A 24,055-nucleotide genomic window follows, 5' to 3' on the forward strand; every position below is an offset into this window, starting at 1 on the left:
CTACGAAAATGATAATATCAATGAGATGATATTTTTAATAATAAAATCAACTAACATTAAAAATAGCAACGTCACAGCCATAACAATTACTACAAGCAATGTCATCTTTCTTGTTTCATCCATTGTTGGCCAGACAACTCTGCGCAACTCAATTCTTGCTTCTTTAAAGAAAGTAATGAGCTGCTTCCCTTTAGGAGATGTGAGGAAGAGACCGACACCAGCAACCAAACCCACAAGTAATGCACCAAATGCATACAAGCTATTTACGCCCTCAAAATAGTAGTAGGTAAATACACCTGCTAAAACAATGAGAATAGAGAGCCACATTAACCCCTTACCCTCACCTTTCACTTCTTGCCCTTTAGCGGAGTTCGTCGCTACTTTTTTAGGCGCTGTCTTTACTGCTTTTGTATCAGCAGGTTTTTTCTTTGTATTCATCTTATTACTTCTCTTTTCTATAAATAGTAGAGCTGCATTATACTCGATTATTTTAATTACATAAAATAAAAGCAGTCAGAGACTGACTGCTTTATTTATTTTGGCGGGCCAAGAAGGAATCGAACCCTCAACCTACGGTTTTGGAGACCGTCGCTCTGCCAATTGAGCTATTGACCCAGATACTGCTAGCAGTAGTTGTTACGCAATAACTTTAGCTACAACGCCCGCACCAACGGTACGACCACCTTCACGAATTGCGAAACGTAAACCTTCATCCATAGCGATTGGGTTAATCAACTCAACAACCATTTTCACGTTATCGCCAGGCATAACCATTTCTACACCTTCAGGTAACTCAACTGAACCGGTTACATCTGTAGTACGGAAATAGAATTGTGGGCGGTAACCTTTGAAGAATGGAGTATGACGACCACCTTCTTCTTTAGAAAGAACGTATACTTCTGCTTCAAATTTTGTATGTGGCTTGATTGAACCTGGTTTTGCTAATACTTGACCACGTTCAACATCTTCACGCTTAGTACCACGAAGAAGAACACCTACGTTATCCCCTGCTTGACCTTGATCAAGAAGTTTACGGAACATCTCAACACCTGTACAGGTTGTTTTTTGTGTAGGACGGATACCAACGATCTCTAACTCTTCACCAGTCTTAACAACACCAGTCTCAACACGGCCAGTTACAACTGTACCACGACCTGAGATTGAGAACACATCTTCGATTGGCATAAGGAAAGGCTTGTCGATTTGACGCTCTGGAAGTGGAATCCAGCTATCAAGCGCATCAAGTAATTTTTTGATTGCAGGTACACCAATCTCAGACTCATCACCTTCGATTGCTTTAAGTGCTGAACCTACGATTACTGGAGTATCATCGCCAGGGAATTCATATGCATCAAGAAGCTCACGAACTTCCATCTCAACTAATTCGATTAACTCAGCATCATCAACCATATCTGCTTTGTTTAAGAACACAACAATATACGGAACGCCTACTTGGCGAGATAAAAGGATGTGCTCACGAGTTTGTGGCATAGGACCATCTGCAGCCGAACAAACAAGAATTGCGCCGTCCATTTGTGCCGCACCAGTGATCATGTTTTTAACATAGTCAGCATGTCCTGGACAGTCAACGTGCGCATAATGGCGTAATGGTGACTCATATTCTACGTGAGAAGTAGAGATTGTAATACCACGCTCTCTCTCTTCCGGTGCATTATCGATCTGATCATAAGCACGAACATTCGCACCTGAAGATTCATTACCGACTTTAGTTAATGCAGCCGTCAACGTAGTTTTACCATGGTCAACGTGCCCAATTGTACCGACGTTTACGTGCGGCTTATTACGACTAAAAGTTTCCTTTGACATAATATCACTCTTCTAGATTAGATTTAATTACACGGAAGGGGAATGGTGCTCATAACCGGAATTGAACTGGTGACCTCGTCCTTACCAAGGACGCGCTCTACCAACTGAGCTATATGAGCATGAAATGGAGCGGGTGATGGGAATCGAACCCACACAATCAGCTTGGAAGGCTGAGATTCTACCATTGAACTACACCCGCAGAACTCATTTAAATTTGGTGGTGGAGGAAGGATTCGAACCTTCGAAGGCATAGCCGCCAGATTTACAGTCTAGTCCCTTTGACCGCTCGGGAACTCCACCAAAGAAGCTGTTATTATACACTGTGCTTTTTGTCTGTCAATTAAATTTATGTCTGTTTTTTTACCAACTCTAAATTTAATCTAAAACCATTTACTTACTCTACTTACTCAGATTATTAAGTGCCTTAATGAGCACTTGGTCTTTGTTGTAGATGTCAGCACGGAATGAGATACTATCACCCTTTACTCTCGTTGTCATGTATAAAGTATAGACAGGTATCTTTTTATCTTTTGCTAATCCTACATGTGATTCTTTTGATTGACGAAATGCCGATTTAATTTTTGATTGATTCCAACCTGCTTCCCCTAAAAAGTACTCTGCAAGCTCTTCTGGATTCTCAATTCGCACACAACCAGAACTAAAATCCCTTGATGTTCTATTAAAAAGTGATTTAGAAGGTGTGTCATGTAGATAGATCGCGTGCTCATTCGGGAACATAAACTTCACGCGACCTAAAGAGTTGTAATCACCGGGATCTTGTCGTAATTGGAATGGGAAATTATTGCGACTATATTGCGACCAATCTACAGTACCAGGATCGATCTCTTGCCCATTTCTAAAAATTCTAATTTTAGAGCCTGTAAGCGCATAAGGATTACGTTTTAATCTAGGTAAGAAATCATTTACAGCCATTGAGCGAGGAACATGCCAATAAGGACTAAAGACGATATAGCTCATCGGTGACATAAAGACAGGCGTTTTCCGCCCTTCTCTACCCACGACTGTACGCGCACTAAGTACAGTTTCTCCATCTTTGACCACTTCATAACGGAAGCCTGGAATATCCACTGCGACAAAATGCTCCCCCATCGTTTCGGGCATCCAACGCCAACGCTCTAAATTAATTTGAATTTGCTGAATACGTTCAGCATTAGAACGATTCAATTCAACAATTGTTTTTTTACCCGCAGCACCATCTGGCTCTAAGAGATGCGTTCTTTGGAAATCTTTAACTGCTTTTACCATCTGACTATCATAAGTAGTACCATTGCCAGCGTTATACCCTAAATAATTGAGACGATCACGCATCAACTTCACACGCTCTCCTCCCATACCCGGCTTAATCGTTGTGCCTTGAGGCACTATCGCCGGCTCTTCACTCTGCTCTTTAAGTTTAAAGGCTAACAGAGCTCTTTTGAGATCTCGATATTCCTTATACTGTGGTTCAAGTGCTGACAATGCTGCCTTTATATCATCACTTAATAATATCTGCTGATAAGTATCAGCCACATCAACGTTACGGCCTTCTAATAACCAATCTTTATCTTGCTTCTTAACTTCAGGCATCCCCTGAACGATATCTCGAACATAAGAGAGTCCTGCCTCTGTTAAGAGCGCCACCAATTCAGCCTGATGAGCGGCGACATCTCCACTTTGTAATAAATTCTCAATACGTCCTACGTGATAAAGTTGCGGCAATAGCCCTAAACCTTCACTCTCTAAAAGTGCGGTATAAAGAGCTTCTCCTTTAGGTGTTAGTCCTTTAACAGTCACTAGCACCGTAGCATCACCCACTGTTGGATCTTGTTGTAACTGATGAAACTTCTGAAGATCAGTTTTAGCTACTCGCGAACTATAGCTATAAGTTTCAGTTGCTTTGGGGGCTTTTTCTGCCCAATAAGCAGATTTTGTTCGATAATCAATAGCTCTATCAGGCGCTTCAAAAGGTTGGAAGTTTTCGATACCTCCATCATCTCGTTTAGCTCGCTCTTGTTTCACCTGATCTTGCTTTACTTCAGTTGAAATAACTTGTGCATTCTTAGGAGAAGCTGAAGAAATCCTCTCTTCTTGCTTTGGTACTTTTAGCACTTCAGGCTTACTTTGAGCAGTCATTTCAATAGGTGGTACGGAAACCTGTGGCTGCGGTACTTCAATTACAGTGACCGTTTCCACTACAGGCAAAGCATCAACATCCACTTCCCCATTCAAAACTTGATTTAAAGAAGAGACATTCTCCAAATCAATCTTTACTGTAATAGACTCTTGCGCTTCAGGCGCCGCTATACTGGCACTCTGAAGTAAAGCAAAAGTCAAACTCACCGCAACAAGGCTTCTTTTCATACTCAAACTCTCTAAGTTTACTGTAGGTTATATAGGTATAGGCTATTCAATATTACTGATAACAGTCAATTTATATACTCTTATCATTTATAAAATACGATTATCAACAACTATTCAGCAAAATACCATTTATACGAAATAAAGTTAAATACCTGCTAATAAATGCTTATTATACAAAAGTTTTTCTAACTGCGCTTTAAAGTATGAAGATCATAAGGTGTTTCTTGATACACACAATAATTTAACCAGTTAGCAAAAAGCATATTGCCATGAGAACGCCACGTCACTAACGGCTCATTATTAGGGTCATTATTGCGATAGTAGTTTTGTGGAGGATCAATCTCCATTCCTTTGGCTAAATCTCGGCGATACTCTTGATCGAGCGTATCAAAATCATATTCTCCATGCCCCATGACATAGACATGCCGTAGGTCACTATTCGCCACAATATGAACACCCGCTTCTTCTGACTCAGCTAGAATCATCAAATCAGGATGCTTCTCAATATCCGCTCGACGAACTTCTGTATGTCGGCTATGAGGGGCATTAAAACGATCATCAAATCCTCGTAATAGCTTTACTGTGGGGGAATAGATTTGATGAGAGAACACCCCAAACCGTTTCTCCGGCAAATCATATTTATCAATGCCATAACGATAATAGAGCCCTGCTTGCGCCCCCCAGCAAATATAGAGTGTTGAGAAGACATTCTGATCCGCCCACTCCATAATTTTCGTCAACTCATCCCAATATTGCACTGACTCAAAAGGAATTGTTTCCACTGGCGCACCGGTAATGATAAAACCATCAAAGACATCGTCTTTAATCTCTTCAAAAGTTCGATAAAAAGCATTTAGATACGCTTGATCCGTATTCTTAGGCTGATACGTCTCTGTCGCTAAGAAGACAGGCTCTACTTGCAGGGAAGTATTCCCTAATACTCGAAGTAGCTGTGTTTCTGTTACTTCTTTTAGTGGCATTAAATTTAATATTGCAATCTTCATCGGACGAATATCCTGCGTTACCGCACGATTCTCATCCATTACGAAGATATTTTCATTTTGTAAAACTTGATAAGCAGGTAGATTGTTGGGGATTTTAACAGGCATTACTGCCTCCTTGTGTAACGATGATGCATTGCGAAGAAAAGCAAGCTTGCAATAGATAAGTTGCTATTGCATCTTCCAATAATAGCCACTCAGTGATCGCAATCATCAATCAACGATATGTCAGTTAAATGAATAAATTAGAGAGGTAATTTATAAGCCAAGATACAAAATAGTATCAATGATAACAAATAGATATAGCAAATATATAACAAGCAGATACATCAATCTTCAAAGAAGTTTCTCAATATTAGAAGAATCTACAATTAACACTAAAACAGATTAATCAGGCTATCTTCAAAAGAAAGGATGATTCAACGTAAAAATTATCAACAATCATTGCTTCATCAATATTTGATATCAAGATCTTGCCGAATGTCTCGGCAAGATCCTACAGATAAATTGCTCTGTCAATAAAAACAAATCTATTTAATTACTGGGATTTGGCAAGCGCTTGATCAATATCAGCGATAAGATCGTTCACATCTTCAAGCCCTATCGAGAGACGAATTAACTCCGGCAATACACCTGCTTTCTTCAACCCTTCCTCATCTAATTGTGAATGGGTTGTACCCGCTGGATGAATCACTAAACTCTTCGCATCTGCGACATTCGCTAGAAGTGAGAAGATATTAAGGGAGTCAATAAAGCGAATACTTGCCTCTTTCCCACCCTTAACGCCAAAAGTAAAGATCGCTCCGACGCCTCTTGGAAAATACTGCTTCGCCCGATCATGATAAGGATTCCCCTCTAAACCAGGATGCTTCACCCAAGCAACCGCAGGGTGATTTTGTAAATATTGCGCAATTTTAAGCGCTGATTCTGTCATTCGTTCAACGCGTAAACTCAATGTTTCAAGCCCAAGTAGAATTAAAAAGGCGTTAAATGGACTAATGCAAGCGCCAGTATCACGAAGTAACTCCACACGCGCTTTTAAAATATAAGCCTGCTCCCCCAAATCTGCATATTGCAAGCCATGATAAGCCGCGTCGGGCGTATTGAAGCCAGGATAACGAGGATTATCTTTAAAATTAAAATTACCGTTATCGATAATGGCACCGCCAATCGATGTGCCATGCCCCCCGATATATTTCGTTAAAGAATGCACTACAACGTTAATTCCGTAACTTTTCAGATTAATAAGATAAGGTGTCCCAAAGGTATTATCTACGATTGTGATAATCTTGTATTTCTGTGCAATTGCAACAATTCGTGCAATATCAGGGATATTGATATCAGGATTACCGATGCTCTCAAAAAAGATCGCTTTCGTTTTATCATTAATCGCAGCTTCTAGGCCGGCAAAATCCTCTGGCTCAATAAAATGCACTTTAATGCCAAATTGAGACTGCAAACGATTATTAAAGAGTGTATAAGTACCACCGTAAATCGTACTTAGAGTGATAATTTCATCACCAGGTGTAGCTACATTTAATACTGAATAGAGAATAGCCGCCATCCCTGAGCTAGTGGCTAATCCGCCCACACCACCTTCAAGCGCTGCGACACGTTTCTCTAAGACATCCGTTGTAGGATTCATAATACGCGTATAGATATTTCCAGGCTTTGCTAAACCAAAAAGATCTGCCGCATGTTGCGAATCATCAAAGACATAGCTTGAGGTTTGGTAGATTGGCACAGCACGAGAACGGGTTTCATCCACCGTTTGCCCGGCGTGAAGCTGTAGAGTATCGAAACTCCAATTTGAGGTTGTCATTAAAAGAACTCCTAAATTTTATTGGTTACCACAGATCCTCTGCATCATTTAGCCTCTTCATATTCGTTCAAAGTATTGACTATATGAGAGAGCTGTTAGATTTTATTGCGATGAATAATCTTAATCGGATCTGCAAAATAATCACGCTCAGTCCAAAAAATTAGAAACATAAACTGATAGCGCTTAAGAGATAGCTATACCTTAGCCCTAAAGAGAATGCAAATAGTTCGTAGGAAAAAGGATCAGTTTCCTCGATCTTTTACAAAATTGACAAGCTCTTTTTATGCCATCGATAATCTTACATCTTAGAATATAACCTATTGATATAAAATTAATTAAACTATTATAACAACCTCTACCACCCCCTAATCATTATATCGCCTCATAAACCTTTTGCCCTGCAATATAGGTCGCCTTAATCGCCCGATCATCTCCTAAAATCATCTGTACAAAGAGAGCTTCTTCTAAACTCTCTACATGGCTCATGCGATAACGAATAATCGGCGTTGAATACAAATTGAGTACCGTTAAATCAGCTTCCATTCCCGGAGCAATCGAACCTATCTTATCGGCTAATGATAGTGCTTCAGCTGTTCCTTTTGAGGCTAAATAGAAACTATGCAGAGAGGAATAAGGGGCATTATTGAGCTGCGCCGCTTTATACGCCTCATTCATCGTCTGTAATAGGGAGAAAGAAGTACCGGCCCCTAAATCTGTGGCGAGCCCTACCTTTACAGGTCGATCTTTCCGTTTTGCTAATTGCACATTAAAAGCACCAGAACCTAAAAAGAAATTCGAAGTCGGACAATGGGCAATCGCCGCATTTTTCTCATATAATCGCTGAAATTCTCGCTCCGTTAAATGGACACCATGTCCATAGATTGCTCGATCTCGTAGAAGATGAAAACGCTCATACACATCGGTATAGTCAATAGCATCTGGAAATAAGGACTTCACCCAAGCAATCTCATCCCTATTCTCTGAAACATGGGATTGAATCAAGGTATCGGGAAATTCTTGTGCTAACGCGCCAACCATTTCAAGTTGCGCAACCGTAGATGTAGGGACAAATCTTGGGGTAATCACATATTCTGCTCGCCCCTTTTTATGCCACTTTTCAATTAGCGCTTTCGATTCATCGTAAGCCCGCTCCGGCGTATCAAGAAGTGCTTCAGGCGCATTTTGATCCATGCATACCTTGCCGGCCATAATACGCATATTATACTTCTCTGCCTCTGTAAAGAGTGCTTCTACCGATTCAGGATGGACCGTACAAAAAACAGTGGAAGAAGTTACGCCATTGCGATGTTGTTCCGTCAAGAATATATTAGCTACTTGATCAGCATAAGCGCGATCTTGAAACTTCTGCTCCGCTACAAAAGTATAATCATTCAACCAATCAAGTAGTTGCTGACCATAAGAAGCCATAATTTCTGTCTGTGGATAGTGCACATGACTATCGATAAATCCTGGCAGAATTAAGCTATCTCGATAATGAGTAATCGCTACAAGATCCTCTATGATCGCTATTTGGGACAATAATTGGGATGCTTCTCCTACAGCCACAATTTTCCCAGCCTGCATCACAATGAGCGCATCTTCTAAGTATTGGTATGCCCCCTCAATCCCATATAAAAAAGGATCGTGATGAAAGCTCAACATCGCCCCACGAAGCGCCGTTATCGGCTCTAGATCCTCACCTTTGTTGATAGCTTCCTGCATCTCTTGAACGAAAATTTCTAATGATAGTTCTGGCGCTATACTCATCTTCTTCTCACTTATATCCTAATATTTGTACTTGGTAGTTATATCTCTATTCACAAAACACAATCTCAACTTATGCTGACCACTTTAAGTGCGCAATGGCGTAAGGTTCTGCTAAAAGATCGCCAGGTTCAGGAATCGTCTCATCAAAAGGGGTAAATCCTCGTTTTTCAAAAAATTGGATTGCCGCTCGATTATCTTGGTACAGATCGAGATACTCTGCCTGATAATCTTCTTGCGCCGCTGTTAAGAGCGCAGAGCCTATCCCTTGACATTGATCACTAGGAAGTACCGCAAATCGCTCAATAGAATCTTCCTCAATGGCAATAAACCCTAATAAGCGCTTGCTCTCTTGATCATAAGCACCTAGTAGGGTTGTAATTACCTGCAATAAGGCGGTCGTTTGTCCTTCATCCACCTTATAGAGTGATTTGCCACAATGCTGATTAACAGCTTCTATCGCTCTTTTCCAAATGATCATAAGCTGATCGATCTCGGCATTTGATCGCTCTACTATCGGCGCTAAGAAAAAAGAAAACGCCTCCATAGAAGCGTTTGAATGATTATTGTGTTTCATTACGTTTAATTATCTCGTTCTTATTTTTGTTCTGATTCTGATGTCTATTGGTTTCTAATATTTATTATTCTAACCTTTATTATTCTGATATTTATTAATTAGGCTCTTCTACACGCCCAGGTTTAACAGTTTCATCATATCTCTTAGCTACTTTAGAAAATTTCCCCGCCACAACGGCACAGATATAAGCATAAATAGCACTTAAGACTGCACCAATGGGTACAATAATTAAAAGCTGCACTGAGAAAGCTTGTAGGCCAAGCATTTGCGCAATCGGTTCATCAATAAAGAGTACAAGACCAATAAAGATCAGCAGATAGAAGAATGAAAGCACAAATCCACGCTTCATCGCCGCCATTCTAAACTGATGATCGAGCGGTTGCGAGGCAAAAGCGCTCATCCAGAACCCCAACAACAACCCAAGGGGTAAAATGGCCGAAAAAGTGATGATCGAAAATGGCAAGATTTTACTTAACTGTACTGCTTCTCGTACATGCTCTGATGCCAGGGTATGTAGGGCACCAAAGCCGATTAGATACGTAATGAGCATCAAAAGATTAAAGAGATAGAAGAAAGTCAGAATAATTCTGCCCCGTTGATTATCTTTATAGACTTGTTCTGGTTGTGTTGTCATCATAAGCTCCTTTAGAGGTTTAATTAGAGGTCTTATATCCTCTATTTATGTCATCAATGATAGAGTGTTTAATAACCTGTTTAATAAAACTATTTAATAACCTATTTATCCATTAAATTTGACAACTATTTTAGCACATTAACATTTAATAACGGGTTTATTCTGTTTGAAAAGCCACAAAAGCAATAGACTCCGCCATAATGTTTTCGCATCCTATCTCTTTCACTGCCCTAATCTTCTTGGAATAAGCTATAATTTCAGTATTGTGACACAACAATTGAAGATATTAGTAATGGGGAAAGTAAGGTAAACGATGAAGATACTTCATACTGCAGATTGGCATCTAGGCAAATTGATTCATGGCATCTATATGACTGAAGATCAAGGTTTTCTTCTTGCACAACTGATCGATCATATTGAAAGAGAGCGCCCTGATCTTATTATCATCGCCGGTGATATCTATGACCGAGCCATTCCCCCAGTTGAAGCCATTGAACTCTTAAATCATTTCCTCAATCGTGTAGCATTAGAATTGAATATTCCCATTATCGCGATTACCGGCAATCACGATAGCCCTAAGCGCTTACAATTTGGGAATGATTTCCTTCAAGCCAAACAGTGTTACCTTATCACCGAATTAGATCCAACTTTTAAACCGATCATACTCTCTGATCAATTTGGTGAAATCCATTTTTATCCTATTCCCTACTTAGAGCCTGCTATTGTTCGCCACATATTACAAGATCATTCTATTACCGATCACGATAGTGCACTCAAAGCGATCGTGGGCAAAATTGCAGAACGATACAACCCCGATGTTCGAAATGTGCTTATTTTACACGCCTTTGTGACCCATTCCTCCTCCCCAGAAAAGCAGACTTCAGATTCAGAAAGACCCCTTTCAATAGGTGGCAGTGAATATGTCTCTGCTGAATATCTCGATATTTTTGATTATGTAGCTCTTGGTCATCTTCACCAAGCCCACTATATTAAAGATCAACGTATCCAATACGCTGGCTCCCTACTCAAATACTCACAATCTGAAGCCAATCACCGTAAAGCTATTTTAGAGATCGAACTCAATCAAAAAGGCGAGCTCACCATTGAAAAATGCTTTTTGACACCGAAACGTGATCTTCGGACAGTGAAAGGATACTTGAAAGAGATCCTGCAGATGCCAATGAGTGAGGATTACTGTTTTGTCACATTGCTCGATGAAACGCCGGTTCTACAACCGATGGAACAGATTCGTACCGTATTCCCCAATGCGATGCATGTAGAGCGTACTCCCCAAAATACGCCATTGTTTCACAAGAAACATTTCGATACTCCGCAAAAAAAACGAGAAGATGATCTCACGCTATTTAAGGGCTTTTATCGTACATTACTCGATAAAGAACCTGATGCCGAGACATTACGAATCTTTGCCGATGCGATTCAAGATAGCGATAAAATATAAAGGAGAATCGAAATGCGCCCTATTCAATTAACATTAACTGCATTTGGCCCTTATCAAGGGACGGAAGTGATCGATTTTCGTAAACTTGCACCCCACGATCTTTTTGTCATTTCTGGGAAAACAGGTGCCGGCAAAACATCGATTTTTGATGGCATCTCTTATGCACTCTTTGGGGAAGCGAGTGGTGCTGATCGTAAAGATGCGACCTTATCACTTCGCAGTGATTTTGCGAGCGATCAGGAGCCGACAACGGCGGAATTGATTTTTGAGCTCCGAGGAAAACAGTATCGTATCTTTAGGCAACTCCCTTATCTCAAAAGTGGGAATAAAACACTCACGCAAGGCAAAGCTGAGATATATGCACTTAATGATACAGAAACTCAAAATGATCTTTTTGCTGAAACGCCCTTAGTGGAACGACAAATCCCCAATATTGTCAACGCTAAGATAGAGGCACTGCTCGGTTTAAATCGAGATCAATTTAATCAGCTTGTCATGCTCCCACAAGGTGAATACCAGCGTTTTTTAACCTCTAAAACAGCTGATAAAGAAGCAATTTTACGCACAGTCTTTAATACCGAAAAGTATCAAAATGTCGTTGAAAACCTCAAATTGAGTGTCGATCAATCACAAAAAACAGTCATCCAACTGCAAGCCCATTATCGCTCGCTGATTCAGGCGATCTATCGGCAACTCCCCGTTCGTGAATCTCCTTTTTTCCAACTCTTCCAAGAAGACGCTGAATTGCAAATCAATAGTTATCAAGCTATTCAAGGTTTAGAGATAGAAAACCGTTTTTACCAAGAGCAAGTAGAAGCCATTGCGAACGATATCACCACTCAAAAGCAGACACTTGATGCACAGAAACAGGTATTACTGAAAAGTAAAAATATCAATGAAAAATTTCAATCTTTTGCCACTGCACAACAATATCTTGAAACCTTAAATACCCAACAGGCAGAGATTAATAGACTAAAAAATGAGATTTCATTAGCTGAAAAAGCACTCTCTATGGAGAAGTTTGCCCATGATGTTTTTCGCTTACGACAAGAAAAAGAAGAAAATGAAAATCACCTATCAACGGCAAAACAAACGCTCACCGAAGCGCAAAAAAATCATCAACAGGCAGTCGAACAATATCAAGAAATGCAAGAGAAAGAAGCCGAGATCTTGGCTTTGAGCGAGGAGATCACATTACTTGAGAGCCGAAAGAGAGAGGTTGAGACCCTTGCCGATCTACAATCGACAGTGATCAATACTCAAAAAATGAGTGAACAACTACAGCAAAAGATGACTAATTTACAACAGGAGATCGCCACAAAGCTATCAGAAAAAAAGAGACTACAGAATAATATTAGAGAAGCCGAAACCATTAGTCATCCTATTGCCATTTATCAACAATTACAGAGCTATTTAGAACAGCTAACAAAGTTATACTCGAAACAAGCAGAGCAAAAACAGGTACTCATTACGATCAATGAGCAAAAACAACAAAAATCGCTCATACTTCAAGCTGCAAAAGAAGCAAGAGAAAGCGCTGCCATAAATTTTTATCAACAACAAGCAGTGAACCTTGCACATACCTTAAAAGAGCACGAGCCTTGCCCTGTGTGTGGTAGCCTCGATCATCCGCAAAAAGCAAAGGATCCTCATCTGCAAATCGAGGATGATCGCACTCCAAATCCTCAAGCGGATTTTGACAACGCAAATGAGGCTTTGAATCAAGCTCAGAGAGAATATGATCAAGCTACCCATAGCGCACAAGAGATACTGACTCATATCGAAAGTCTCGAGCAAGAGATCTATCAAGGGTGGCAAACAGTAGATCACCTCGCTAATAGAGAAGCGCAATATATTGCACCGCTGACATTAGAGCTCGATATGGAAACAATCACAGATTCAGTCATACAAGCGAATATTGACAAGGTAGTATCAGCCTTTAAAAAAGGGCAAGCCTCTTGGCAGTTATTACAAACTTTACGCCCAGAGTTGAACGAAATTGAGCACTTAATCACACAACAGCAGACAGAACTAGAAGCGCTGAAAGAATCCTATCAAATTGAAAATACACGATTAGTGGAAGCTCAAAGTGCCTTAACTCAAATTTTGCAACATATTCCGAAACATCTCCAGGATTCAAACAGCTATCAAGCGCATTTATCGGCGCAAAAATCCCGTTTAACAGCGCTCAAAAGTCACTTACAAAAGGCTGAGAAAGAGCGCCAAGAGGCAGAGCAAAAACGCGCCCTTGCCTTCCAAAGCGTTGAACAATATCAAGCACAAGAAGCAAAACTCATCACGGCTTTAGAAAAAGCAGAGCACACTTTCCATGAAGCCCTTATCAATGCTTCTTGGACAACTGAATACTGCGAAACAGCTACAGAAAACAGAGGAAATCAATCTGCTGATGAAACCCAATTTCTGCAAGCCCAACTATTGATCCCTAAGCTTTCAGAGAATCGGCAAGTAGTTGAAACATTTACTCAGCGCTATCTCATAGCTCAAGAAAAGGTCAACACATTGACCTTAGAACTCAAAGATCAAAACCCTCAAGATACGGTTGAACTTGAGCAAAAAGTAGAGGAACAAGAAACGATCCTTGAAGCAAAGCAACGTACCCTTGTCACTCATCAACAATATATTCAACTCATTACCCAAACAATTACAAGCATCAAAGAACAAGCGCATGCGTTAGAATCAGCCCGTTCAATCCATGAAAAAACCGTAGAAGTATATAACCTGGTTCGAGGACAAAATCGGCACCGTATCTCCTTAGAGCGCTTTATTCTCATAGAGTATTTCGAACTCATTATTCATGCTGCTAATATTCGCCTACAACAGATGACCAATGGGCAATTTCAGTTTATTCGCTCTGAAGAGATTGCTGCTAGAAATGTGCAAAGTGGTCTTGATCTTAATGTTTACGATGCCTATACCGGGGAAAACCGAGATGTAAAAACCCTATCCGGCGGTGAAAAATTTAAGGCATCTCTGAGTCTTTCACTCGGTATGGCCGATGTGATTCAATCCCATAAAGGAGGGATTTCAATCGAAACGCTCTTTATTGATGAAGGATTCGGAGCTCTCGATGAAGAGTCGCTATTACAGGCCATTGATGTACTGATTGAACTACAAGCCTCCGGTAGAATGATCGGAGTCATCTCTCACGTTGAAGAGCTAAAGCAGACATTGCCGGCGAGAATAGAAGTCACTAAGACGAAAAGTGGCTATAGTAAAACAGCCATTATGCATTCTTAATGAGATCATCATAAAATCTTCAAGAAACCTTCATCGGAATCTGATCTTCTTCTCAATCAGCGATTCAACTCCAGGGATTCTCTATAAAACAAGGTTAATAAGAGTTCCGCCAAAAAATACACCTCATGCTAAAATAGTTAGCAATTATCATGATTTTTAGGATTAAAACAATGACAACATACCCTCGTGCACAATTGCATCGCCGGATTGGTGCGCTTTTATACGATATTCTCTGCATTGTGGCGCTTGAAATGGTTGTGGGGGCGATCTTCCTGCTCTTTAATGGTGGGGAAGCTATTACGCAAGGGCATCCTCTCTACAAAGTACAACAGACCTGTTTTGCCATTGTCCCTTTTCTCTACTTTCTCTTCTTCTGGCTAAGAGATGCCCATACAACCGGCATGCGTGCTTGGCGATTACGGATTCAAACACTCGATGAGAAGCCTATTACTGTATCTAAAGCCATTATTCGCCTCTTTTGCGCTATATTGAGTTGGATTCCTTTCGGTTTAGGCTATTGGTGGATTTTAGTCTCTCCAACAAGGCTCGCTTGGCATGATCGACTCTCTGGAACTGAAATTATTCAGTTACCGAAAAAACCGAAGAAATAGTGCCATTATTTAGTAGGGGCGCGATCCTTTATCAACATCGTTCCTAATCGTTATAATCCAAATCATTATAAAAAACCCATTCTACTCATACGACTATAGTCAATCTTCATAAAAATTCTATCCTATGAAAAAGATTTCGCTTAAGACCCTGCCTATCCCCGCTCAGAAACGCACAGTTGAATGGCAGATGGAAAATAGCGCTCACTTTGCACTACATCTTGTTCACTCGGCTAAAAGTAGTGATCGAACCTTAGTCGTTGTTGTGAATGATATGCGTCAAGCTGAAGATTTAGCTACAAACTGCCACTTCTTTGGCGGTGAAGCGGTGATTTTCCCTGATACAGAAACACTACCTTACGATACGTTTTCGCCACAGATCGATATCATCTCAGAGCGCTTATCGGTACTCTATCGTCTTAAAGAAGCACAACTATCCCTCATTATCGTTACCATTCCAACCTTAATGCAGCGACTCGCACCCCGAAGTTTTTTCGATGGATCCGTGCTTATTTTTAAAAAAGATGATCAGATCGATCGTGAACAATTTCGTGCGAATTTAGAAGCCGCAGGTTATCTGAATGTACAACAGGTTCTCTCGCCCGGCGAGTTTGCCGCACGAGGCTCTGTGTTTGATCTCTTCCCGATGGGAGAAAAGATGCCGCTTAGAATTGATTTCTTTGATGACGAGATCGACTCTATTCGCACCTTTGATCCTGAAACCGGCGATACCTTAGCCACATTCCCCTCGATCTCACTCCTGCCGACTCGGGAATTAGATACTAGTGAACGTGGACTGGCAACTTTTACCCAAAAGTATCAGGCTACTTTTTCCGATGACCCCACGCTTTTAAAACGGGCTTATCTCTATCAAGAAACGCTCAAAGGTAATCTTCCTTCCGGTATCGAGGGATATCTTCCACTCTTCTTTGAGGAAACCGCCACTTTCTTTGACTATCTGCCGGCAACGAGTACTTTAATGCTCTTCCCAGATATTAATACAGAAGGACTGAGTTTTCATCAATTAGTGGAAACCCGATTTGAACGCTATCGGCATGATCAAGAACGCCCAATTTTAACCCCTTCCCGACTCTATCTCACACCCAAGACGCTAGAGGGGCACTTAACGCAATATCCGCAAGTCTTATTACAATGGACTACCAAATTCCAACCGCTAGTCAATTTAGAAACATTACAAAAGCAAGTTGAACATGGTTCCTCTCCTTACATCTTAACCGCAGAAACTTCAGGACGACGAGAGAATCTACTCAACCGATTAGAGAATGAATCTATCAAGCCGAAAATGGCTCAAGATATCACTGAAGCTTTTCACTCCCCACACGCCTTAATGCTGGTAACGGGGCCTTTAACCCAAGGCTTTAGTAATCACAATCCTGATTTTCGTTTTATTACGGAAGCAGAGTTTTTAGGCATTAAACCGCGAGCCTATCGCGCTAAGGGGAAGGTGGCTGATATTGAAGCAATGCTCACTAATCTCGATACGTTAGAGATTGGCGATCCGATTATTCATATCAATCATGGTGTCGGCCGTTATGCCGGTATGGATATTGTGGATGGTACAGAATTAGTTGTCATTCAATATCGCGATAATGCCAAACTCTATGTGCCAGTCACTTCCCTCGACCTACTTGCAAAATATTCTGGTAGGGAGAAAAAAGATGCTCCCCTACATAAACTCGGCACAGATCAATGGGATAAAGCACGCAGAAAAGCGGCGGAAAAAGCCAATGATACAGCGGCGGAATTGCTTGATATCTATGCAAGACGGGAAGCACAATCCGGCAAATCGATGAGCGTCCCCGGAGAGTATGAACTATTTGCCCAACAATTCCCCTATAACACAACGCCCGATCAACAAAGGGCAATTGATGAAGTGATTGCCGATCTTGAACGGGGAAAAATGGATCGTATTATCTGTGGTGATGTGGGCTTTGGGAAAACGGAAGTCGCAATGCGCGCAGCATTTATGGCAGTAATGAATGGCTATCAAGTCGCCATTTTAGCGCCCACAACGCTATTAGCAGAACAACATGCCACCGCTTTCCAAGATCGCTTTGCCGATTGGCCGGTCAAGATTGCAGCACTCTCTCGCTTTCGTAAAACAAAAGAGACGCGAGAGATCTTAGCTGCCGTTGCCGAAGGAGAGATCGATATTGTGATCGGCACCCATAAATTACTCTCCAAAGATACCACTTTTCAGAAACTCGGCTTAGTGATTATCGATGAAGAACATCGTTTTGGAGTTAAGCAGAAAGAGCGATTACGAGAACTCCGCGCTGAAGTAAACTTTATTGCTATGACGGCAACACCTATTCCTAGAACTCTCAACATGGGACTCACTGGCTTAAAAGCTCTCTCCATCATTGCAACACCGCCGGAAAATCGTATTGCGGTAAAAACTTTTGTGAATGAATGGAGTGATGAACTAATTGTCGAGGCTTGTATGCGGGAATTTAAGCGTGGTGGACAGGTCTACTTTCTCCATAATGAAGTAAGAACGATTGAAGCGGTGCAGCAACGTCTACTTGAGCTGATGCCCGATATTAATATCGGTATTGCCCATGGGCAGATGCATGAAACAGAGCTTGAGCAAGTGATGCTCGATTTTTATCATCATCGCGTGAATATCCTCCTCTGTACCACTATTGTAGAATCAGGGATCGATGTCCCCAATGCCAATACTGTCATCATTAATCGCGCCGATCATTTAGGTCTTGCGCAATTACACCAAATTCGTGGGCGTGTAGGCCGCTCTCATCATCGAGCTTTCTGTTACTTAATTATCCCTGAATCAGCGGCTATGACCTCAGATGCGAAAAAACGAATTGAAGCTATTGCCACAACAGATACCTTAGGTGCGGGCTTTATGTTAGCCAATCATGATCTTGAGATTCGAGGCGCCGGAGAACTGCTCGGCGATGCACAAAGTGGAGAGATTAATGCCATTGGTTTCTCCCTCTACATGGAACTTTTAAGTGAAGCTGCTGAGATGGTCAAACGAGGGAGTAAGCTTGATGTGGCAGATCCTTTCAATAAAGGTTTAGAGATCTCCATTGGCGCACCAGCCTTAATTCAAGAGGATTATCTCTTCGATGTATCTCAACGACTCTCTTACTATAAACGCATTGCCAGTTGTAAAAATAGTGATGAACTTGACCACATTCAGGTAGAGATGATTGACCGCTACGGCTTATTACCGGATAGCACCAAGCGACTCTTTAGAATTGCTGCGCTCAAACTCAAAGCAAAACCGCTCAATTTGAAGAAAATTGAAGCCACAAGTCATGGAGTTCGCATTATTTTTGGCGATCAACCACGAATTAATCCGCAAAAACTGATTCAACTGATTCAAGAAAAACCACAATTTTATCAACTTCAAGGACAAGAAGCTTTACGTTATCAGATCCCGCTAGAGAATGCCGATATTAGACTCAACGCTATTCAACAATTACTCGATTTGCTGATATAAGTGAGTCATATCAAATTATTCTCAAAAAGAGATAAGGCTTAAATCTCTTGAAAAAAGTAGAAATTGCTTATGATAAGATAATGACAAGTTGAATTATGGCTTATATCGACCATCACATTGATGTCTATAAATAAAAATAGTGCGATACAATCCATCTTTCATCAAAAACAAATAACAAATAACAAATCAATTCCCTACATTGATGTCGGGATTCTCGCAGAAGGATCTTTTATGAAACAACTTTCTATCGTCATCCTCGCCGCAGGACTAGGCTCTCGTATGAAATCAGAGCTCCCTAAACCGCTTCATAAAATTGGTGGAAAACCAATGTTAGAGCATGTGCTCCACTGCGCACGCCAATTAAACCCTGATCGGTTAATTGTGGTTTATGGTCACCGTGGTGAAGAGCTCAAAGCCGCTTTTACTCATCATGATGATATTACTTGGGCCAAACAGGAGACTTTTGAAGGTACCGGCGATGCGATGAAATATGCACTCCCGCATACTATCGAAGGTTCAACCGTATTAGTGCTCTATGGTGATACCCCATTGATTCAAGCGCCGACTTTACAAAAACTTATCGATAATGCCGAGAAAACTCGCCTTAATTGGCTGATTTCCACTGTTGAAAATCCCACGGGCTATGGTCGCATCATCCGGGATCATAATCATCACATGATTGCCATTATCGAAGAGAAAGATGCTAATGAGACCGAAAAAGAGATCAGAGAGATCAATACCGGTATTTTTGCAATCTGCCAAAGCTTCTTAAAAGAGGCGCTTCCTCAGATCAACAATGATAATCAGCAACAAGAATATTATTTAACAGATGTTGCAAAACTCGCTGTTAAAAATGGTATTACCATTCACACCTTTGAAGAGCAACCCGCCTTAATTCAAGGGGTGAATGATCGTGTTCAACTCGCAACCCTGGAGCGTTACTACCAAAAAGAGCAGGCAAAGCAGCTGATGCTCAATGGCATTACCATCGATGATCCAGAATCATTGACGATTCGCGGTACAATAAAGAATGATCTTGATTGTCATATTGAACCGAATGTGATCTTAGAAGGTACCATTATCCTTGGTAAAAATGTCACGATTCGTACCGGCTCGGTTCTGAAAGATGTTGTAATTGGCGACAATACGACAATCCATCCCTACTCTGTTATTGAGAAAGCGTCCATTGGTAAAAATGTAGATGTAGGACCTTTTGCGCGTGTACGGGAAAACAGCAAACTCGGTGATCATACACGGGTCGGCAACTTTGTAGAGACCAAAAATACAACACTTGGAAATGGATCGAAAGCCGGTCACCTTACCTACCTTGGCGACGCGACAGTCGGCGTTGAGAGCAATATCGGAGCAGGCACCATTACCTGCAATTACGATGGCACCTTAAAACATCGCACTATTATCGGCGATCATGTCTTTATCGGTTCTAATAGCTCACTCGTTGCACCCGTTACTATCGGCGATCATGCCTCAACGGCAGCAGGAGCCATTGTTCCTAAGGATGTAAAAGCAAATACACTGATTCGTAATCGCTTAGAAATGATCGAAAAAGAGAAATAGCTAAGAATCGACAAGCAGTTCAATAAATAATACAACTTACTGATATTTAAAACATTTATTCAACATCTATCACAATATTTGCGATCATAAGTTAGTCATAAAGATATGCAATCTCATTATCTTTGATGATATAATGAGATATAATGTATATTTATTACACATTGCTGTATCGAATAAGTGTGACGAGCAGACATCATTTATTGAAGCAGCTTACTTTTCAGTAAATAGCACTCTCATAAGGAGTTTAATATGAAAAAATTACTCGTTGTTGCTGCTGCATTTGCAGCTTTAACTGCCCCGACATTTGCACAAGTAGATCCTGATCTTGCAAGTGCTTCAGGTTGTTTTGCTTGCCACCGTCAAGATCAAAAACTCATCGGCCCTAGCTATGATGAAGTTTATGAAAAATATCAAAATGATGATGGCGCTGAAACGTATCTTGTAGAGAAAGTAAAAACTGGTGGTTCAGGTGTTTGGGGTCCAATTCCTATGGCACCTAACTTACATGTGCCAGAAGCAACAATTCAATTATTAGTGAAACAAATTCTTCACAAAGCAAACTAATTTAAGAAACGTGATTTTATAGATCACACTTAGTTGTAAGCTTAATAATGAGTCATCAAAATAGCAACACCCTGAAAACCTTCAGGGTGTTTTTTCATGAATCATGATTTATAGTAGGTCGGCTCAAAATAAGCCCATTTATCGTGAAATCGGTTTTAAATTATTAACTGAAGATGTTTGCAAGCTTGTAAGAATCTTCATCCTATAATGATTGTGACTTTTCTTAAACCAGAATGGCTATAAATGCCGGCACATCGGTTGTAAAAAGAAAGGTAGCCATTCTATCCGACATCTTGCAAGTGTTGTTTAGTACGATTTGATCTTCTCTTAAAGTTCCACACTAACTACATAAAAACCATTTTTCTTAAACCAAATTTACGATAGATCTATTCCGCACTATTCTCTTTAGTCCACAATATTTCAAGTGCATCAATGACTTCATCACTGCTATCGACGATTTGAAATTTATCTAAATCCGCTTCTGCAATTAATCCCTCGCGTACAAGCGTTGTTTTAAACCAGGTAAATAATGGCTCCCAAAATGCACGATCCACAAGAATAATCGGTTTAACCGCCATTTTTTTCGTCTGCATTAAAGTAATGGCTTCAATAAGTTCATCTAAAGTCCCAAAACCTCCCGCTAAACAGATAAAAGCCTCTGAATAGGCCATAAAGATCGTTTTACGAGTTAAAAAATGCTCAAACGAGAGAGAAAGATCTTGATATTCATTTGGAAATTGCTCTTTAGGCAATTTAATATTGAGTCCAATAGAAAGCGCATTCCCAGCTTTACAACCACTATTGCCGGCTTTCATAATACCAGGTCCTCCGCCTGTGATAACGGCAACACCTCTTTGCGACAATTTTTCAGCAATTTCAAACGCCTGTTGATACGCATGACTCTCTTCCGTGAGACGCGCAGAACCAAAAATACTCACAGCAGGACCAATATTATCGAGTTTTTCAGAAGCCGCATTCAACTCTGCAACCACTAGATCAATATCAAATAGATGAGCTCTTGGCTTAAAATTAGCAAGTGATCTGAAAGCTAATTTCCCCTCTTTCTCTACACTCCCCTGCTCTGTACGTTGTTCCACGCAATACTCCTTCTATAGTCTGATCTTTTCTGATGTTTGATGTTTGATGTTAATAATAATGATAATAGATTCATTATCATAAGCGCTTTAGCATAACCGATCTTACCTATCGACTCAACGTCTCTACCGGGTGTTGCAGATAAACATCAAATCGAGTATTCGGTGACTCAACTGAGTGACTAGGTTTCAAATCTGCTACAAATTCAGCCCCTTTTGGTCGCTTCACAACAACACGCGGGACACCACTTGCAAGGGCCTTTTTAAGTAGTAACTCATTATCTAAATCTGCGCCCACTAAATTACGAATAATTCGAAGTTCCTTTTTCACTAGCGCCGATTTTTTCCGTTCAGGATACATAGGATCCATATAGATCACATCCGCTAAAGGAATAGCTATATCACTCCTTTGCATCTCTTGAGAGCCTCGATTTTGCAAAAAAGCAATTGCATCTTCGGGCATTAAATATAGATATGGATCTACTGCAGTACCAATATCTGCCTGCCCCACAGGTTGCGAAAGCTGTGCTAAACCATACTGTAGTAAGGTCTGTAATACAGGATTACGCTCAAACATTAATACTTGTAAACCTGCAAAATAGAGCAGCGCTGAATCCCGCCCGAGTCCGGCAGTTAAATCCCAAATCCGTTGCCGCTCGGTACTCTTCCAACCTACTGCACGAAGCAAGGGTTCTTGTGCTTTATTAAGTTTTTGCATCCGATATTGTAGCTTTTTAGAAGTAAAATCGATCTCTAGATTCCCAGCTTCTAAATCTTGCCAATAAAATCGAGCGCCATCCCAAATAAAACGATTAATATCCGAGCGATTCAATTCTGAAGTATGATTTAAACAATAGGTCTCAAAATCTTGTAATTCGATCTCTAAAGAAGCGGGCAATTGAATAGGATGCTCCAACCCTTTTTTGATTATTTCAAAAGGATATACGCTCTTTTGCTCCATTATCTTGCTCCCATATCGATCATCATTATAGACTTATTCACCGTTTTCCCCTAAGTTATCTACAAAGTTATCCACAGGATATCTCACTATGTAAATGACTACTCCTATTAACGGAGAGTAGTATAACGGTTTTCGACTGAAAGATAACAACTATCCCCTATAAATAGAGTAAATTTGGTTTAAGAAAAATAGTTTTTAAGCAGCTAGCATCGGGTTTTAAAAAAAATATAAAACTGCGTATTAAACAACACTTGCAAGATACCGGATAGAACAGCTTCCTTGCCTCGATCAACCGATGTGCCGGCATTTCAATAAGGCTTATTATGAACCGATATTACTATAATGAGAAGAGCAAACCTCTCATCAAGCTTCCCTTATCAATCCGCAATCTTATCTGCGCTCAGGTCACATTCGGCGAGATGATCGTAAACCATTCCCGCAGCTTGAAGAAAAGCATAGGCTGTTCGGCTACCAAAAAATTTAAAACCAAACTTTTTAAGCTCTTTTGCAATTTCATCAGATAGAGGTGTCGTAATAGGGCTTAACGCTTCAGACTGATAAACGTTAATGATCGGCTTTCCGCCTACCTTCCCCCAAAAATAATCACTGAAAGAGCGATACTGTTGACAAAAAGCGAGATAACGCTCAGCATTATGAATCATTGCGGTAATCTTAAGTCGATTGCGAATAATGTCAACATTTTGCATGAGTTGTTCGATATCAACATCATCCATTTGACTCATTAAAAGCGGATCAAACCCTCTGAAAGCTTTACGATAAGCCTCTCGTTTTGACAGCACTGTCCACCATGAAAGTCCGGCATGCTGTGTTTCAAGGGCAAAAAGCTCCCATAATTCAAATTCACTCTTATTAGGATTTCCCCATTCATCATCATGATAAGCTTGATAGAGCGGTTGCGTGCCACACCACCGGCAACGATGTATAATCTGTTTCTCTCCTCTGTCTACGTCTTTACTCATTCCTTTAAGCTCCTCATCTACTTTCAATAATCGAAATATGAGTGTGATCACACGCTTCACTCATCTAGTTTGTCACTTTA

17 protein-coding genes and 4 tRNA genes are annotated in these 24,055 nt (G+C 40.6%); 6 read left to right on the forward strand and 15 right to left on the reverse strand.

Translation table 11 applies throughout. The annotated features are described in order from the left end of the window. The 12 genes from secE to DC083_RS04485 all read right to left on the reverse strand — a co-directional run bounded on the left by secE (position 1) and on the right by DC083_RS04485 (position 9,989). Positions 1 to 438 (reverse strand): preprotein translocase subunit SecE, encoded by a 438-nt coding sequence (gene secE / locus DC083_RS10220; RefSeq protein WP_189364581.1) that lies wholly within the window; start codon positions 436 to 438, stop codon positions 1 to 3. A gap of 101 nt (positions 439 to 539) precedes the next feature. Further along, positions 540 to 615: transfer RNA gene (locus DC083_RS04435), tRNA-Trp, on the reverse strand. Between the two features lie 21 nt (positions 616 to 636). After that, a complete protein-coding gene (tuf, locus tag DC083_RS04440; RefSeq protein WP_109188571.1) occupies positions 637 to 1,827 on the reverse strand; it encodes an elongation factor Tu in 1,191 nt (396 codons plus the stop codon). Between the two features lie 43 nt (positions 1,828 to 1,870). After that, positions 1,871 to 1,946, reverse strand: a tRNA-Thr gene (locus DC083_RS04445). A gap of 6 nt (positions 1,947 to 1,952) precedes the next feature. After that, positions 1,953 to 2,026, reverse strand: a tRNA-Gly gene (locus DC083_RS04450). A gap of 16 nt (positions 2,027 to 2,042) precedes the next feature. Further along, positions 2,043 to 2,127: transfer RNA gene (locus DC083_RS04455), tRNA-Tyr, on the reverse strand. A 99-nt stretch (positions 2,128 to 2,226) separates the two neighbouring features. Continuing rightward, positions 2,227 to 4,188, reverse strand: a complete 1,962-nt coding sequence (locus tag DC083_RS04460; protein ID WP_109189050.1) for a L,D-transpeptidase family protein — start codon at positions 4,186 to 4,188, stop codon at positions 2,227 to 2,229. A 185-nt stretch (positions 4,189 to 4,373) separates the two neighbouring features. Next, positions 4,374 to 5,297 (reverse strand): homoserine O-acetyltransferase MetA, encoded by a 924-nt coding sequence (metA, locus tag DC083_RS04465; RefSeq protein ID WP_109189051.1) that lies wholly within the window; start codon positions 5,295 to 5,297, stop codon positions 4,374 to 4,376. Positions 5,298 to 5,727: 430 nt separating this feature from the next. Continuing rightward, positions 5,728 to 7,011 (reverse strand): O-acetylhomoserine aminocarboxypropyltransferase/cysteine synthase family protein, encoded by a 1,284-nt coding sequence (locus DC083_RS04470; protein WP_109189052.1) that lies wholly within the window; start codon positions 7,009 to 7,011, stop codon positions 5,728 to 5,730. 372 nt (positions 7,012 to 7,383) lie between these two features. Then, positions 7,384 to 8,733: a guanine deaminase gene (gene guaD, locus DC083_RS04475; protein WP_109189278.1), complete on the reverse strand. Its 1,350-nt coding sequence runs from the start codon at positions 8,731 to 8,733 to the stop codon at positions 7,384 to 7,386. Positions 8,734 to 8,848: 115 nt separating this feature from the next. Next, positions 8,849 to 9,352: a GNAT family N-acetyltransferase gene (locus DC083_RS04480; RefSeq protein WP_109189053.1), complete on the reverse strand. Its 504-nt coding sequence runs from the start codon at positions 9,350 to 9,352 to the stop codon at positions 8,849 to 8,851. A gap of 94 nt (positions 9,353 to 9,446) precedes the next feature. Next, entirely contained in the window at positions 9,447 to 9,989 is a 543-nt protein-coding gene (locus DC083_RS04485; protein ID WP_133243358.1) for a hypothetical protein, read from the reverse strand. A 310-nt stretch (positions 9,990 to 10,299) separates the two neighbouring features. On the opposite strand from DC083_RS04485, the gene DC083_RS04490 reads away from it, so the two are divergent. The 6 genes from DC083_RS04490 (at position 10,300) to DC083_RS04515 (ending at position 20,940) form a co-directional block, all read left to right on the forward strand. Further along, positions 10,300 to 11,445 (forward strand): exonuclease SbcCD subunit D, encoded by a 1,146-nt coding sequence (locus DC083_RS04490; protein WP_109189055.1) that lies wholly within the window; start codon positions 10,300 to 10,302, stop codon positions 11,443 to 11,445. A gap of 12 nt (positions 11,446 to 11,457) precedes the next feature. Beyond that, positions 11,458 to 14,703, forward strand: coding sequence for an AAA family ATPase (locus DC083_RS04495; protein WP_109189056.1), 3,246 nt, complete (start codon positions 11,458 to 11,460; stop codon positions 14,701 to 14,703). Between the two features lie 170 nt (positions 14,704 to 14,873). Then, a complete protein-coding gene (locus DC083_RS04500) occupies positions 14,874 to 15,314 on the forward strand; it encodes an RDD family protein (RefSeq protein WP_157954891.1) in 441 nt (146 codons plus the stop codon). 124 nt (positions 15,315 to 15,438) lie between these two features. Further along, the gene (gene mfd, locus DC083_RS04505; protein WP_109189058.1) at positions 15,439 to 18,801 is read left to right on the forward strand and encodes a transcription-repair coupling factor; all 3,363 of its coding nucleotides are present in this window, start codon (positions 15,439 to 15,441) and stop codon (positions 18,799 to 18,801) included. A gap of 231 nt (positions 18,802 to 19,032) precedes the next feature. After that, positions 19,033 to 20,376 carry a bifunctional UDP-N-acetylglucosamine diphosphorylase/glucosamine-1-phosphate N-acetyltransferase GlmU gene (gene glmU, locus DC083_RS04510; RefSeq protein WP_109189059.1) on the forward strand — a complete coding sequence of 448 codons (1,344 nt, stop codon included), beginning with the start codon at positions 19,033 to 19,035 and terminating at the stop codon, positions 20,374 to 20,376. A gap of 249 nt (positions 20,377 to 20,625) precedes the next feature. Continuing rightward, a complete protein-coding gene (locus DC083_RS04515) occupies positions 20,626 to 20,940 on the forward strand; it encodes a c-type cytochrome (RefSeq protein ID WP_109189060.1) in 315 nt (104 codons plus the stop codon). Between the two features lie 386 nt (positions 20,941 to 21,326). Here the strand turns inward: DC083_RS04515 and DC083_RS04520 are convergent, their stop codons facing one another. From DC083_RS04520 to DC083_RS04530, 3 genes are all read right to left on the reverse strand, one after another. Further along, positions 21,327 to 22,037, reverse strand: coding sequence for an LOG family protein (locus tag DC083_RS04520; protein ID WP_109189061.1), 711 nt, complete (start codon positions 22,035 to 22,037; stop codon positions 21,327 to 21,329). A 106-nt stretch (positions 22,038 to 22,143) separates the two neighbouring features. Then, entirely contained in the window at positions 22,144 to 22,995 is an 852-nt protein-coding gene (locus tag DC083_RS04525; protein ID WP_109189062.1) for a class I SAM-dependent methyltransferase, read from the reverse strand. Between the two features lie 377 nt (positions 22,996 to 23,372). Beyond that, positions 23,373 to 23,975, reverse strand: a complete 603-nt coding sequence (locus DC083_RS04530; protein ID WP_189364583.1) for a DNA-3-methyladenine glycosylase I — start codon at positions 23,973 to 23,975, stop codon at positions 23,373 to 23,375. Positions 23,976 to 24,055 lie beyond the last annotated feature (80 nt).

The sequence above is a fragment of the Ignatzschineria ureiclastica genome, assembly GCF_003121845.1.
In the GTDB taxonomy this organism is placed as follows: Bacteria; Pseudomonadota; Gammaproteobacteria; order Cardiobacteriales; family Wohlfahrtiimonadaceae; genus Ignatzschineria; species Ignatzschineria ureiclastica.

What these genes read in the sequence shown, in the direction of transcription:
- DC083_RS04480 (WP_109189053.1), bottom strand. Translation starts at nt 9,352, where the DNA reads ATGAAACACAATAATCATTCAAACGCTTCTATGGAGGCGTTTTCTTTT.
- DC083_RS04485 (WP_133243358.1), bottom strand. Translation starts at nt 9,989, where the DNA reads ATGATGACAACACAACCAGAACAAGTCTATAAAGATAATCAACGGGGC.
- DC083_RS04495 (WP_109189056.1), top strand. Translation starts at nt 11,458, where the DNA reads ATGCGCCCTATTCAATTAACATTAACTGCATTTGGCCCTTATCAAGGG.
- guaD (WP_109189278.1), bottom strand. Translation starts at nt 8,733, where the DNA reads ATGCAGGAAGCTATCAACAAAGGTGAGGATCTAGAGCCGATAACGGCG.
- tuf (WP_109188571.1), bottom strand. Translation starts at nt 1,827, where the DNA reads ATGTCAAAGGAAACTTTTAGTCGTAATAAGCCGCACGTAAACGTCGGT.
- mfd (WP_109189058.1), top strand. Translation starts at nt 15,439, where the DNA reads ATGAAAAAGATTTCGCTTAAGACCCTGCCTATCCCCGCTCAGAAACGC.
- DC083_RS04490 (WP_109189055.1), top strand. Translation starts at nt 10,300, where the DNA reads ATGAAGATACTTCATACTGCAGATTGGCATCTAGGCAAATTGATTCAT.
- DC083_RS04530 (WP_189364583.1), bottom strand. Translation starts at nt 23,975, where the DNA reads ATGAGTAAAGACGTAGACAGAGGAGAGAAACAGATTATACATCGTTGC.
- DC083_RS04515 (WP_109189060.1), top strand. Translation starts at nt 20,626, where the DNA reads ATGAAAAAATTACTCGTTGTTGCTGCTGCATTTGCAGCTTTAACTGCC.
- glmU (WP_109189059.1), top strand. Translation starts at nt 19,033, where the DNA reads ATGAAACAACTTTCTATCGTCATCCTCGCCGCAGGACTAGGCTCTCGT.
- DC083_RS04470 (WP_109189052.1), bottom strand. Translation starts at nt 7,011, where the DNA reads ATGACAACCTCAAATTGGAGTTTCGATACTCTACAGCTTCACGCCGGG.
- DC083_RS04460 (WP_109189050.1), bottom strand. Translation starts at nt 4,188, where the DNA reads ATGAAAAGAAGCCTTGTTGCGGTGAGTTTGACTTTTGCTTTACTTCAG.
- DC083_RS04525 (WP_109189062.1), bottom strand. Translation starts at nt 22,995, where the DNA reads ATGGAGCAAAAGAGCGTATATCCTTTTGAAATAATCAAAAAAGGGTTG.
- DC083_RS04500 (WP_157954891.1), top strand. Translation starts at nt 14,874, where the DNA reads ATGACAACATACCCTCGTGCACAATTGCATCGCCGGATTGGTGCGCTT.
- secE (WP_189364581.1), bottom strand. Translation starts at nt 438, where the DNA reads ATGAATACAAAGAAAAAACCTGCTGATACAAAAGCAGTAAAGACAGCG.
- metA (WP_109189051.1), bottom strand. Translation starts at nt 5,297, where the DNA reads ATGCCTGTTAAAATCCCCAACAATCTACCTGCTTATCAAGTTTTACAA.